The sequence below is a fragment of the Frankia canadensis genome (assembly GCF_900197875.1).
In the GTDB taxonomy this organism is placed as follows: domain Bacteria; phylum Actinomycetota; class Actinomycetes; order Frankiales; family Frankiaceae; genus Frankia; species Frankia canadensis.
Window position 1 is genome coordinate 1 of the sequence record NZ_FZMO01000098.1, and the last position, 13334, is coordinate 13334.

Below are 13334 nucleotides of genomic sequence, written 5' to 3' on the forward strand. Positions count from 1 at the left end.
CCCCTGCCCCGCGTCCCCGCCCCGCCGCGCCCGGCGGGGCCGGAGACGAGCGCCGCGGCGCGCCGGGGTGGACGGGCAGGCGAGGTCAGGTGGCGCCGTGGCGGCGGCGGGCGCCGACTCGTCGGTGGACTCGCGCATTCCCACTCCCCACCCGCGACGGCCCGGCCGACACCGGGCGCATGTCCTCACAGGTAGGGACCGTTGGCGGCATCCGCCGCGGTTCGGGTACGGCGGGCCCCACCGCCGCGCGAGCGCCCCACGGGCCGCCGCTGCGGTCCACTGTAGACCGCGTCCGGCGGCCCCGGGCGGCGTGCCTGCCCGGCGCCGCACGCCAGACTGGCCATGCGGGCCGCACCCCTCCTGTTGGCCGACGCGGAGGCCCGAGGCGACACGCCGTTTTCAGGGCATGCGCGGTGCGTGTTCAGTTTACTGCGATATGGACCGTTTCGAGCGTAGGGAGAGTGATGGCGGCGCCGAACGGTGACGACGTGGGCGAGGGCACCGACCCTCACGTTCACGTGCAGGCCGATCTGGGCGGTGCGGCGGTGTCGCGGCAGATCACCGCGGCGACGTTCGGGCTGGCCGCCGACGCGCCGGCGCGGGTGAGCACCGGCTGCGGCCTCACGGTGGCCTACGCGCGGACCTCGACGCGGCCGGGCAGCGTCACCTGTCTGGCGTGTCGCGAGTACGCGCACCGCCGTCACCTCGACGCCGCCGCGTGGGCGGAGCAGTGGCGGCGCCAGCCCACCACCGACGCGGACCTCGCCGCCCACGCGGCCCGCGCCGCCGCCCACCACCGCGACCTGGCCCGTCAGTTCGCCGACCCGCGGCGGTGACGGCGCCGCCCGCCTTCTCGCCGAGCGCGCCGCCCGCGCGGTCCGGGTGTGTCCTCCCGGCTGGCCCGACGATCAGGACAGGCGGCGGATCCGCCAGAAGCACAGGGCGGCGAGCAGGGTGGTCAGGGCGAGGTAGAGGCCCGTCTCGGCCCCCTGCAGTGGCCAGTAATGGCTGTCGGGATGGTAGGTGACCTTCTGCTGCCAGCCGCGCTGGGCGATCGCGGCGAAGCACGCCTTCTCCCGCGTCCCGGCCTGCCGCTCGGCCGGGGCCGGCCCGCCCGCGACCACCCGTTCGCCGCGGGGTGGCAGGCCACCCGCCCGCACGCCGCCGGCGGCCGGATCCACCGGGTCGGGACCGACCGCCCGGTCCGGGACGCCCAGGCAGTCGGCCAGCGTCGAGGGCAGCGGCGAGACGACCTTCCCCGCGGCGTCGACGGTCCGGCTGGACAGCATCCAGGCGCCGGCGGCGTCGGCGGCGGTGACGTCCACCATCAGCGCGTCGATGCGGCCGCCGGCGTCGGGCGGGCCGGAACCGCGAAAGCCGTGCAGCGTGTCGGCGGTGATCGCGCTGGTGGCGTGCGACGGGCTCGCGAGATGGGGGCGCACGAGCAGCGGCACGGCGATCTGCACGGCGACGTAGACGGCGAGGGTGAGGGCCATCGCGGGGACGGTGCGGCGCACCAGCATCCCGACGGTGACACCGAGGACGACGGCGAACGCCGCGTAGCCCAGCGGCACGAGGCCGCGCGCGTCGAAGATGACCGGGCTCATCCGCGGCTGGGAGAGCAGCCCGCCGTTGCCGTGCCCGGCGCGCACCGCCGTGTCGATCGGCGCGCACCACCAGCGGGCCACCTGGCCCAGCACGCCGGCCGCGGCCGCGGCGGCGAGGGTGCTCACCCCCAGGCGGGTGGCCAGCCAGCGGGTGCGGGTGACGCTCTGGGTCCACGCGAGCCGGTGGGTGCCGGCCTCGAGCTCACGGGCGACGAGCGGCGCCCCCCAGAACACGCCGAGCACTCCCGGCGTGACCAGCACCACCACCAGGGTGACGAGGTAGAGCCAGCTGTCCGCGCGGCGGGCGCCGGCGGCGTCGAGGAATCCCTCCCCGGCCGAGGCGGCCAGATGGGACAGCTGCCCCCGGGTCGCCGCGAGGGTGATCGCGAGGGCGGCGAGCGCGGTGAGGACGACAGCGGCCTGGGTGCGCAGCTGACGCCAGGACAGCCAGATCATCGTAGGGCCTCCAGGGTGGGTCGGCCGGCCGGCGCCGTCTCGGGGGCGGTCGGGCGCATGTAGGCGAGCACGAGGTCCTCGAGGCTGGGCTGGCCGCGCGTCCAGGCGGGGTCGTGGACCGGGCCGTCGGTGCGCACGAGCAGGGTGCTCTGCCGGTCGGTGTGGCTTGCGGTGATGACCTGCTGGTCGGCGGGCAGGGTGGCCGGGTCGCGGCGCGGGCCGGTGAGCCGGTGGTGGGTGGCCAGCAGCCGGTCGATGTCACCGGCGACCCGCACCCGTGAGGCGACCAGGACGACGAGGTGGTCGCAGACCCGTTCGAGGTCGGAGACCAGATGCGAGGACATGAGGACGCTGAGCTCGTGTTCGGCGACGGCGGTCATCAGGTCGGCGAGGAACTCGCGGCGGGCCAGCGGGTCCAGGCTCGCGACCGGTTCGTCGAGGACGAGCAGCCGGGGCCGTTTGGCGACGCCGAGGGTGAGGGCCAGCTGGGCGCGCTGCCCGCCGGACAGGGTGCCGGCGCGGGCGGCCGGGTCCAGCCCGAGCCGCTCGACGCGTTCGCGGGCCACCGCGTCATCCCAGCCCGGGTTGAGCGCCGCGCCCAGGCGCAGATGCTCGGCGACGCTCAGGCGAGGGTAGGTCGGCGTGTCCTGGGCGACGAACCCGACCTTCGCCAGCTGCGCCGCCCCGCTGCCGGGACGCCCGCCGAGCACCCGCACGCTGCCCGCCGTCGGCGTCAGCATGCCGACGGCGAGGTTGAGCAGGGTGGACTTGCCGGCCCCGTTGGGCCCGACGAGCCCGACGACGCGCCCGGCCGGGATGTCGAGGTCGCACTGCGACAGCGCCCAGCGCCCCCGGTACCGCTTGCCCAGGCCCCGCGCCCGCAGTGCGACGTCGCGACCGTCGGCGTCGACGGTGTCGGTGTCGGTGTCGTCGGTGTCGGCGGCGGCGTCGAGTCCGGGGGGCGGATCGGGAGTGCCGGTGGCGGCGGCCCGCAGGATGGCGCGCCCGCGGGTGCGGGCGGTGGTCCCGGCGCCGTCAGTCGGGGCGTTCGGCGTGTTCACGCGATGTCCTCGACGGCGGCGGTGCGAAAGGTGGTCATGAACAGCGCCTCGATGCTCTCGTCGTCGAGGCCCGCGCGCCGGGCGCGGGCCAGCCAGCGGCGCAGGTCGGCGCGCAGGGGGCCGTGCGCGGCGAGGGTCGCGTCGGTCAGCGTGCGGGTGACGAACGTGCCCACCCCCGGTCGGGCGGCGACCAGACCCTCGTGCTCGAGCTCCCGGTAGGCCTTGAGCACCGTGTTCGGGTTGATCGCCAACGCCGCCACCACGTCCTTGACCGTCGGCAGCTGGTCGCCCTCACGCAGCAGCCCGAGCCGCAGCGCGTGCCGCACCTGCCGGACGACCTGCTGGTACGGCGACACCCCCGACCCGACGTCCAGGTAGAACTCGATCATCGCACGCTCCTCCATCCCTACCGCCCCACCCATGTGACCTTTAACTAGGCAGCTAGCACATTAGCTGTTTATGTCGGTGGGTGGTCAAGGAGGTTCTCGGATCCCGGTCCGTCTCCGTGCGCGGGCGGTGCCAGGTGGGCGGGGTCCAAAGGCGAGTGGACGCGGTCCCGACGGGCCATGAGCATCGCCCGATCAGACCGATCGGGGGCGCGGCCGGCCCCTCGGGTGGCGCCGCGCCCCCGGTGGCGGCCTACCCTTACGCGGTGCAGACGCCGAGCGCACGCGCACACCCGTCCACCCGTGCCAACGCCGCCACCGCGGCGAGGACCGGCACGGGCCCCGTTGCCAGGACCGCCGCCGCCAGGACCGGCGCGGAGGTGGCGGGCCTTGACGCTCTCGCCGAGACGAGCACCGCGCGGGGTGTCGGGAGCATCGCGCGTGCCGATCGGCCCGTGGTGGCCGCCGGCCGGTCGGCGCGGGGGCTCATCGCCGTGCTGACGCTGATCGTCGTCGGCGCGCTCACCGCCTGTGCGTCCGAGGGCGGCGGCGCGGACGCGGGCCGCGCCGACACCGCCGACTCCCGCGCCCACATGCCCCCGCCGTCCGCGCCGCACCCGAGCACGTCACGGGACGCGACGCCGGCACCGACCGCGGGGGCGGCGGCCGGGGCGCGGGCGGCGGGACGGCCGTACTGCGGGGCCAGCCAGGACGTCGAGGAGATCGTCGTCGAGCAGTGGGCGGACGGCCGGTTCCGGGTGTCGCTGCGTCCCACCGACGCCTCGCGCCGCGGCCTGCGGGACAAGACCACCGCGGTGCTGTGGTCGGCGGTCGGCGCCTGCGTGCCGAACCTCGGCGGCCCCGCGGTCGCCGACAGCCTGCACGCCCAGCTCGCCTGCCACCAGGCGCTCGCCGAGGCCCCCGCCCTGCACGGCGGCGGCTATGCCACCGGCGACACCTACGACCTGGAGAGCTGGCGCCCGCTGATGCGGCCCAACAGCTTCTCCACCTGGCTGTCCACCCACTGTGGCAACACCCTGGGCACCGACCCCACCGGCTCTCCCACCCGCACCTACCGCCCTGACGGCCGCCCCATCGAACACACCACCACCGGCGAGCACGCCTGAGCAGGGCGGTGCCGCGGGGCGCTCCGCGGGGCGCAGTCCGTCATCAGAGATCTGGATGGTCCGCGCGGAACGCATCTCCGGCGCCGCGGGTAGCGGCGGCGGGGCCGGGGGGCTGGATCAGGCGCGGCGCCAGAAGGCGTGCGGGTCGTCGGTGGGGCGAAAACCCGCGGCCTCGGCGACGGCGATGGCGTCGCGGAAGCCGCGGGCGAGGGCGTCGGGTTCGTGGGCGTCGCTGGCGAAGGTGATCGCGTCTCCGCCCTCCTCGTGCCACCAGCGCGGCACCAGTGGGTGCATCGGCACCCGGGTGTTGATCTCGAGGATGCGGCCGCTGGCGGCGAGCAGACGCAGGACGTGGCGGTAGTCGTCCTCGGCGTCGCGGGGGTCGTGCGGACGGGCGTGGGCGGGCCAGCGGCGGATCGGGTAGTCGATGTGGGCGAGGACCTCGAAGCCGTCGAACCCCTCGACCAGACGCGCGGCCTCCGCCAGGTAGGAGCGCACGACGTCCAGCGGCGGCTGGTCGTCGTAGCAGGCGGAGATGTCGGTGAAGCCGCGGCCGTCGACGGTCGGGGCGCAGTGCACCGAGGCGAGGATCCGCTCGAAGCCGCCCGCGGTGAGCAGGGCGTGCGCGTCGGTGGCGTGCCAGTGCGGTTCGCCGAGTTCGACGCCGGACAGGACGCGCAGGCCGGGGTGGCGCTCGCGGCAGGCGTGCAGGCAGGCCTGGTAACCGTCCAGGTCGAGCGGGGGTGGTGTCACGACGGCGCCGTCGACGAGGGGTAGCCAGGCGTCGGGGAGCGTCTCGCCGGGTGGGATCGTCCAGGCGGTCAGGTCCGCGTGCTCGGTGAACGCGACCGACGGCAGGCCCAGCTCGACCGCCCGCCGGCAGGTGCGCTCCATCGACCCGGCCAGCGCGTCCCACGACCACTCGCTGTGCACATGACTGTCCGCGGGCAGCACGACCGCCCCCTTCGACGACGTCCACGCCCATCATCGGCCATAACGGCCAGGGCACGGACGGGAACACCGGGATGGCCGGTGGCCGACGCGGACCGGGGCGGCGGCTTCGCACCGGGATCCGCGGGATCTGCGGGATCCGCGCCGGGCGGTCCGTGGACGTCGCCTTCCGTAATTCGGGCGAAAAGCCGGCCCGCATTCTTCCGCGATTCGATGTCGCACATTCGCGAGATGCCGCATTGGGGAGCTCGGTCCGGCCTTCGGCGTCGCGGACGCGACAACGGTCAGCGTTGACCGCCGCCAATGTCTCCTTCACCATGCGGGAGAAGTCGAGGGGTTCGGGAACCGCGGCTATTCAGGTTCCGTGACCCCAATGCAGCGACTTTCCCCAAGATGTCGACACAGGATCCACCGAATTCGAGTCGCGAAACTCCACAACCCTCCCGACGAAGGAAGAGGGCTTCTATGTCCATGCAACGCAGGCGAGTACCGATACTGGCCGCAGCGGTGACCGCGGGTGTCTGCGGTCTGCTGCCGGCCCCGGCCGCCCTGGCCGGCGCCCCCTCGATGCCCCGCCCGGCAGGGGCGGTGCCGACGCACGTCATCGACCTGGGCACACCCTTCAACGCCTTTCCCGGCGCCGACGCGTATGTCGTGAACGACCAGGGCGTCGTATCCGGAGGCAGAAACTCCCTGTCCTATGGCTACAACGGATTCGTCTGGCAGGCGGGGACCTTCCGGCCCACCGGCGTGGCACCCAAAGCCATCAACAGGTCCGGAACCATAGCGGGCACCGCCCCGGCGCATTACGAGACGACCGCCAGCCGCGGCGACCAGCGGCTGCCCTATCTGGGCGGACCGCTGGTGATAGGCGGACAGCGCAGCACCGCCTCCGACATCAACGAGGCGGGCACCGTGGTCGGATGGAGCACCGTCGATGACGGTGTCCGCGGCGGCGGGGCCGTCTGGTTCGCGAACAGGGCGGTGAACGTGGGCACTCTCGGCGGCCAGCACAGCTCCGCCGCCGGGATCAACGACCGCGACGAGGTGGTGGGCGAGAGCGACCTCGCGAACGGGACCCACCACGCGTTCCTGTGGCGGCGAGGCAGGATGACCGACCTCGGGACGCTGGGCGGCGCCAACAGCTCCGCGGTGGACATCAACAACAACGGCCAGGTGATCGGCACCAGCGAGACCGCCGGTGGCGCCAGCCACGCGTTCCTGTGGGAGCGCGGCCGGATGACCGACCTCGGCACGGTCCGCGGCGACGCGACCAGCGAGGCGGTCGCGATCAACGACCGTGGGGACATCCTCGTGCGCAGCAGCGTCGGTGAGGCCGTCCACGGCTTCGTCTGGAACGCCGGGCGGCGTCAGGACCTGGGGGGTCTCGGCGGTCGCGGCACGTCGCCGGCGGCGCTGAACAGCCGTGGCGAGGTCGCCGGCGCGGCCGACCTGCCCGACGGGCACACCCACGCCTTCTGGTGGTCCCACGGTCGGATACGCGATCTCAGCGGCCCGGACGTGACCGCGAGCGAAGCCAGCGGCCTCAACGACACCGGACTCGTCGTGGGCGGCACCGGCGAGCTGGGCCCCGACCACCACGCGGTCATCTGGCAGCTCACCCGCCCCTGAGCCACCGCGCCGAACGCGCGGCGCACGAGGGACCTCGCGGCATCAGCCCCTCGTGCGCCGGATCCTGCGGCGGCGCCCGGGCGTGCCGGCGTTCTCGAGCGCGGCGAGATCGGCGAGCCACAGGTCGGGCAGGGCGTCATGGCCCGGCACACTGGCGCTGGCGGCGAACGCCGCGCAGACCTGCGTGTCCAGGCCGAACAGAGCCGCCGAGAGGTACTGGCGGCCGACGAACAGCGGCGGCATGCCGAGCAGCGTGCGCACCGGCCGGCCGGCGACGGTGTACGGGCCGCGCATCGTGCCGACGTTGCTCGCGACCAGCGCCGCCCGGGTCGGGCGGGCGCCGGCGGAGGCGATGTGGGCGAGCATCGCCGCGGGGGCGTCCGGCGGGACCGCCTCCAGGATCCGCCGCTGCACCGCACGCAGGCCGCCGGCCGCGCGGACCCGGCGGGTCTGGCCGGCGACGCGGGCCAGGCGGCGGCGCGGATCGTCCTCGTCGCAGGGCAGCCGGATCCGGGTGCCGAAGGTGATGTTGGACAGCATCTCGCTTTCGCCGCGGGTGCGCAGGTTGATCGGCATCGCCGCGTGCAGGGGCCGCCGGCCGCGGTCCCATTCGGGTCGCGACCAGGCACGCAGGGCGCCGGCGAGGGCGGCGAGGTAGACGTCGTTGACGGTCGCGCCGTGCCGGCGACCGAGGCCGCGCAGCAGATCGAGATCGGCCAGCGCGAAGCTGTGGCGGGCCTCGCCGCGCGGTGGACCACCCCATGCGGCGAGGCCGCGGCTGCGGGTGCTCGAGCGCAGCAGCGCGGCGGCCATCCGGGCGTGGTCGCGGGCGCGGGGCGAGGGGAAGGCCGCCGGCAGGGAGCGCAGCGCCGGGTCGCGGTCGGCGCCGAACAGCAGGTGCAGCGCCTGATGCAGGGCGGCGCCGTCCTGGTGGATGTGGCTGAACCGGTAGGCGACGGCGCTCGTCGCCGGGCTGTGCCCGCGCAGCAGCGTGAGCCGCCACAGCGGCCGCTGGGCCGCGAGAGGCGCGGCGGCGAGAGGCTGGGCGGCGAGAGGCTGGGCGGCGAGGAGGTCCATCGCCGCGCGCAGGGCCGGCGTGCCCCCGCCGGGCGGCAGGTCCTCGACGGTGACGTGATGGTCGAGGTCGAGGGTGGGATCGGTCTCCCAGCCGAGGTCGGCGACCGGCGCACCCGGCGGGGCCAGCCGTTCGGTGAGCGCCGGGGCCGCGCGTAACCGCCGCGCGACGTGGGCGCGCAGCTCCTCGACACCCAGCGCCGGCCCGTCGAGGACGAGAACCACTCCGGCTTCCAGATACTCCCCGGGATGGAGACGGCTGTAGTGCAGGAAGGCTCGGTCCCCGGTCGTCAGCGCCCGGCGCGCCCCGCCGGTCGCGGGGGGCGTGCCGGTGGCGGCGGTCGATGGCTGGTGCACGCGCGGTCCTCCCTGACCCGTCCGACCACGCGCGCGGGGGCGAGCCGGCCGCCGCGGACGGCGGGGCGGGCCGCGTCGCGTCAGCCGCGAGCGTCACGCCGCCGGACCGCCGGGTCGAGGCCGGCGGCGGGACGGTGACGCCTGCCGCGTGGAAAGCCCACGAAGGCTATGCGCGGACATGTCCGCCACGCCAGCCGACTACCTCCGACGGGGCGAGACCACCGGGCGAAGGATCTCTGACGAGGGATCGCGTTCCGCGCAACGCCGCGCGGTCAGCCGCCGTAGGGGCGGGTGATCATCTCGAGGAAGTGGCCGGAGGGGTCGAGGAAATAGACGCCGCGGCCGCCGTCGTGGTGGTTGATCTCGCCAGGGCGGGTGCAGCGCGGGTCGGCCCAGTAGGTGTTGCCGGTGGCGAGCAGGCGGGCGAACGCCGCGTCGAACTCCTCCTCGGTGATCAGGAACGCGTAGTGCTGCGCGGTGATCGGCTCCTCGGGCTGGGTGGCGAAGTCCAACGTGACGCCGTTGGCGACGGTGACGGGCAGGAAGTGCCCCGCCGGCTGCCCGACCTCGAGGCCGAGGATGTGCGCGAGGAACGCGGCGGACTCCGCCCGGTCCCGGGCGTGGACGATGGTGTGGTTCAACGCGACGGCCATGAGCGTGAGCCTCCCCAGGTCGCTCGGCGGCACCGTCCGCGCCCCGCACTCCCACGGGCACGCGGCGCGACAGCGGCACCCTTCACGGTATCCACAGCTGTTCCCGTCTCGCCATCGGCGCGGCCGCGTGTCGTCACAGCGTCCCGGGGCGATGGTTAGGATCATCGCCTGTGAACGATGGGCCGCGGGTCGGTGGCGGCGCGGCGGACAGTGGACGCGACGTGACGCGGGTGCTGCGGCGCACACGGGACGGCTATGACGAGGTCGCCGACCTGTACGCGGACCTGTTCGCCGGGCAGCTACCCGCCCAGCCGCTGACCCGGGCGATGCTCGGCGCGTTCGCCGACCTCGCGACCACCGCCGCCGCGTCCCGCGCCGGCGCCGGCGACCATGATGGACGTGACCGGGACGCTGTCGCCTCCCGTGCGGCCGACCCGCGCGACGCGGGCCGCCGGGCGCGGGTCGTCGACGCCGGCTGCGGGCCGGGACACATCACCGCCCACCTGAGCGGCCTCGGCGTCGACACGCTCGGCGTCGACCTCACCCCGGCGATGATCGAGCGGGCGCGGCGGGACCATCCGACGCTGCCGTTCGCCCTCGCTGACATGCTCGCCCTGCCCGTCGCCGACCGCGGCCTCGACGGCCTCGTCGCCTGGTATTCGATCATCCACCTGCCGCCGGTGTGGGTGCCGCGGGTCCTCGCCGAGTTCCACCGGGTGCTCGCCGACGGCGCGCCGCTGCTCATCGCCGTCCAGGCCACCGACGGCGACATCCCCGCCCCGCAGCCCCACGACCATCGGGTCGCGCCGTCGCACCGCTGGCCCGCCGACGCCCTCGCGACCCTGCTGCGCGACGCCGGCTTCGTCGAGTCCGCCCGGCTGCTGCACCCCGCCGGCCCCGGCGAGCGCACCCCCGGCGCCATCCTGCTCGCCTCTCGCCCCACCGAACGAAAGATCGTAGGGGTGCCGATCCGCAACCCTTCGATGTGCGGCCCGGGCCTGCCGGTGACGGGGACGCCGTAGCACGTCCGATCCGGTCAGATCCCGCCCACCCGTCGCGTCGAGCCGTGCGGGTGGGTGTGGGTCGCTGGACGGTTCAGCGGCCGATGACGCGGACCTGGGGGTAGGTGCGGCTGGGGCCGTCGAGCAGGGGCTGGGGGGTGCCGGTCAGCCAGCGGGTGAGGAACGCGCCGACGTAGGCGCGGGTGATGCGCAGCGCCTGGGCGCCGGAGATCGGCGGGGGGCCGGTCGGGTTGGGCAGGGGCAGCTGGTCGGCGATGACCGGGTCGTCGGTGAAGCTGAAGTGGTCTGCGTCGTCGACGTCGAGCCACAACCTCGGGGCACGCAGCCGCGGCCAGGCCTGATGCCAGGTCAGGTCCGGGTCGTCGGGGGGCGGGGTCAGCGTCCCACCCGGGCCGGGATGGTCGGCCAAGGCGCCGAGCAGCAGCACCGCGCGGCCGGCGCCGAACCCGCCGGCGGGGACCGGCTCGCCGAGGGTGCCGTCCATGTCGACACCGGCGCGCACCCGCGGGTCACGGGCCAGCAGCGACAGCGCCGCCGAACCGCCGAGGCTGTGACCGGCGGCGCCCACCCGGGCCGGGTCGATCGTGGCCGCGCCGGACCAGGCCGGATGGGGCCCGGTGAGGCTGGTCAGGACGAACGCCAGGTCGTCGCCGCGGGTGCGGGAGGCGGCGCGGAAGTCGGCGTCGGTGCGCATCCGCACGCAGGCCAGGCAGGTCAGCATCCGCCCGCCGGGGAAGGCGGTGCCGGTCGACTCGTAGGCGTGGTCGACGGTGGCGGCGACCATGCCCTGGCTCGCGAGCTGCTCAGCCAGGCCGGTCAGGGAACGCCGGCCTACTCCCAGCCCCGGGGAGAGCAGGACCAGCGGGTGACGTCCGGGCAGCGGGCGGGCTCCGGTGCGGCTGGCGATGGCCGCGTCGCTGATCGCCCGCACGGGCAGCACGGTCGCGAGGTCGAGGGCGGTGAGGTAAAGGCGGACCTCCTCCGGCGTGGCGTAGCGGGCGGGGCGCCCGGTGCCGGCGACGGCCGGGTAGTAGACGTCGACCATGAGCTCGCGGCGGCGCCCAGGCGCCCAGGGGTCGCGGCGGGCACGGTCGACGAGGTGCAGGGTCGCGCGGCCGACGGCGTCCGGGCCGGTGGGCCGGGGCAGCCGGACGCGCGTCGTCGCCGTCGCCGCGGTGGTGGGGCGGGTGGGCGCGGTGGACGGCGTGGCGGTGGCGGAGCGGGCCGGTGGCACCGCCGGGCCGGGTGGCCGCGTCGGGGTGGCCGTGGGCGCTGGCGTGGTGGCGGTCGCCGCGAGGGCCGTCGGGATGGGGAGCGCGAGCAGTGGCGCCGTCGCCAGCACCGTCAGGGAGATGACTATCCGAAGTTTTGCCGTCACGGTGAGAACTCTAGGTGGCGAAGTTGCCGTCACCGTCGCACCGTGCGTAGTCCAACGCGCGACATCACCCCTGCGGGCCGGGCGCCACCGGGACCCGTCCGGCGCGGGCGGCGGCCACGAGGGCGGCGTGGTCACGGTCGTTCTGGTCGGCGTAGGCCTCGGCGAACGCGGCGATCGCCCGGTCGAAGGCGTCACCGCGGCCGAGGTAGGCGGCGATCGCGATCCGATCCCCCGAACGGGCATGCGCCCGGGCCAGCGTGGCCCCGCACAGCCGGGCGAACAGCGCCAGCCCGCCGGCGTCCATGCGTTCGGGCACGGCGATGCCCTTCCAGTCCGCCAGCTGGCGGACGTAGAAGTCGCGCGGCGCCCCGTCGACGCCGGCCAGACGCTGCCAGCCGAGCAGGATGTCGCCGACGGCCTGCATCATCCGCTGCCCGGCCACGACCCGCTGCCCCTGGTTGTCATGCCGGCTCGGCGGCAGGTGCGCGGCCAGCACCGACGGGCCGGCCTCCTTGACCTGCAACAGCAGCGGGTCGTCGCCGTCGCGCCCGAGCAGCAGCGCCACCCAGCAGCGGGTGCCCACGCTGCCGACACCGACGACCTTGCGCGCGACGTCGACGAGGCGGTACTGGTCGAGCAGCGCGCGGCGGTCCTCGGCGAGGGTGGCGCCGTAACGGTCGAGGATGCGTGCGAGCTGACCGTGCAGCGCCGCGGCGGCGGTGCCGTCGAGCAGCCGGGCGATCGGGACGAGCAGCGGCGGCTCGCCGCGAAACCGCACCTCGCCGGCGGCGGTGGTCTCGGTGAGGCGGGTGAACGCCCGGGTGCGGTCACGTCCGCGCGCCCCGCGGGCGGCGGCGGCGATCTGGCGGGTGTAGCGGGCCGGCAGGACGCCGCCGAACTGCGCGAGCAGCGCGTCGACGTCGGCGTGGGCGTACCAGACGTCGAGGTTGCCCAGCGCGGCGAAGCGGCGCATGCCGGTGCGGTAGGCGTGCGCGGCGGCGAGGACGGCGTCACGGCGCCGCCCGGCACCGAAGCCGCCCGCCCGCCCGGCGATGACCAGGCTCGCCGCGAGCCGTTTGACGTCCCACTCCCACGGGCCGGGCAGCGTCTCGTCGAAGTCGTTGATGTCGAACACGAGGTGACGTTCCGGGGAGGCGAGCAGGCGGAAGTTGAGCAGATGCGCGTCGCCGCACAGCTGCACGTCCAGCCCGGACGTCGCCGTGCCGGCCAGATCCGCCGCCATGATCGCGGCGGCGCCGCGGTAGAAACGGAACGGCGATTCGCACATCCGCTGGTAGCGCAGTGGCACCAGTTCCGCCACCCGCTCCCGGGACTGCGCCTCGAGGAGGCCGATCGGATCGGCCCTGCCCGGCGCGGGTGCGTACACCCCATGGCTGCGACGCGGGGCGAGCAGCCGGGCGTCCTTCCCCCGCGCCGCACGCGCTGACGGCGTGTCGGGGCTCGCCGCAGGCGTCGTCTGTTGCCGCGACGCATGGTCCTCGACCGCCGGCAGGCGGGTGACGGACATCTCGGCCACCTCCCCCACCGCGATCACGGCGGCGCCCGGCGACGTGCTCGGCCCGACCACGGCCTGGGTCGACACGGACACCCTCACCCGCCGGGACAGCAC

12 protein-coding genes are annotated in these 13334 nt (G+C 75.3%); 4 read left to right on the plus strand and 8 right to left on the minus strand.

The window, feature by feature from the left end; all coding sequences use genetic code 11:
* The first annotated feature begins 464 nt into the window (after positions 1–464).
* Positions 465–836 (plus strand): hypothetical protein, encoded by a 372-nt coding sequence (locus C1A33_RS10065; RefSeq protein ID WP_101831253.1) that lies wholly within the window; start codon positions 465–467, stop codon positions 834–836.
* Between the two features lie 72 nt (positions 837–908).
* On the opposite strand, the gene C1A33_RS10070 is transcribed toward C1A33_RS10065, so the two are convergent.
* From C1A33_RS10070 to C1A33_RS10080, 3 genes are read right to left on the minus strand one after another with little or no spacing between them, the layout of a single operon-like run.
* Positions 909–2063 carry a transporter gene (locus C1A33_RS10070; RefSeq protein ID WP_101831254.1) on the minus strand — a complete coding sequence of 385 codons (1155 nt, stop codon included), beginning with the start codon at positions 2061–2063 and terminating at the stop codon, positions 909–911.
* Positions 2060–3124: an ABC transporter ATP-binding protein gene (locus C1A33_RS10075; protein ID WP_243407382.1), complete on the minus strand. Its 1065-nt coding sequence runs from the start codon at positions 3122–3124 to the stop codon at positions 2060–2062. The genes C1A33_RS10070 and C1A33_RS10075 overlap by 4 nt, the downstream gene beginning before the upstream one ends.
* Positions 3121–3513 carry a GntR family transcriptional regulator gene (locus tag C1A33_RS10080; protein WP_101831255.1) on the minus strand — a complete coding sequence of 131 codons (393 nt, stop codon included), beginning with the start codon at positions 3511–3513 and terminating at the stop codon, positions 3121–3123. The genes C1A33_RS10075 and C1A33_RS10080 overlap by 4 nt, the downstream gene beginning before the upstream one ends.
* A 242-nt stretch (positions 3514–3755) precedes the next feature.
* Between C1A33_RS10080 and C1A33_RS10085 the strand changes: the two genes are divergently transcribed.
* Complete coding sequence (locus tag C1A33_RS10085) at positions 3756–4637, plus strand: DUF2599 domain-containing protein (protein ID WP_243407383.1); 882 nt, start codon at positions 3756–3758, stop codon at positions 4635–4637.
* A gap of 117 nt (positions 4638–4754) precedes the next feature.
* On the opposite strand, the gene C1A33_RS10090 is transcribed toward C1A33_RS10085, so the two are convergent.
* Positions 4755–5591, minus strand: a complete 837-nt coding sequence (locus C1A33_RS10090) for a PHP domain-containing protein (RefSeq protein WP_207770245.1) — start codon at positions 5589–5591, stop codon at positions 4755–4757.
* A gap of 462 nt (positions 5592–6053) precedes the next feature.
* On the opposite strand from C1A33_RS10090, the gene C1A33_RS10095 reads away from it, so the two are divergent.
* Positions 6054–7220, plus strand: coding sequence for an HAF repeat-containing protein (locus C1A33_RS10095; protein ID WP_165818311.1), 1167 nt, complete (start codon positions 6054–6056; stop codon positions 7218–7220).
* Positions 7221–7262: 42 nt separating this feature from the next.
* On the opposite strand, the gene C1A33_RS10100 is transcribed toward C1A33_RS10095, so the two are convergent.
* Together C1A33_RS10100 and C1A33_RS10105 are read right to left on the minus strand one after the other, a co-directional pair.
* Entirely contained in the window at positions 7263–8651 is a 1389-nt protein-coding gene (locus C1A33_RS10100) for a wax ester/triacylglycerol synthase domain-containing protein (protein WP_101831257.1), read from the minus strand.
* 272 nt (positions 8652–8923) lie between these two features.
* Positions 8924–9304, minus strand: coding sequence for a VOC family protein (locus C1A33_RS10105; protein WP_101831258.1), 381 nt, complete (start codon positions 9302–9304; stop codon positions 8924–8926).
* A gap of 170 nt (positions 9305–9474) precedes the next feature.
* On the opposite strand from C1A33_RS10105, the gene C1A33_RS10110 reads away from it, so the two are divergent.
* Positions 9475–10326, plus strand: a complete 852-nt coding sequence (locus tag C1A33_RS10110; protein ID WP_243407384.1) for a class I SAM-dependent DNA methyltransferase — start codon at positions 9475–9477, stop codon at positions 10324–10326.
* A 73-nt stretch (positions 10327–10399) separates the two neighbouring features.
* On the opposite strand, the gene C1A33_RS10115 is transcribed toward C1A33_RS10110, so the two are convergent.
* Both C1A33_RS10115 and C1A33_RS10120 read right to left on the minus strand, forming a co-directional pair.
* The gene (locus tag C1A33_RS10115) at positions 10400–11704 is read right to left on the minus strand and encodes an alpha/beta hydrolase family protein (protein ID WP_243407385.1); all 1305 of its coding nucleotides are present in this window, start codon (positions 11702–11704) and stop codon (positions 10400–10402) included.
* A 64-nt stretch (positions 11705–11768) separates the two neighbouring features.
* Entirely contained in the window at positions 11769–13232 is a 1464-nt protein-coding gene (locus tag C1A33_RS10120) for a DUF2252 domain-containing protein (RefSeq protein ID WP_101831264.1), read from the minus strand.
* Positions 13233–13334 lie beyond the last annotated feature (102 nt).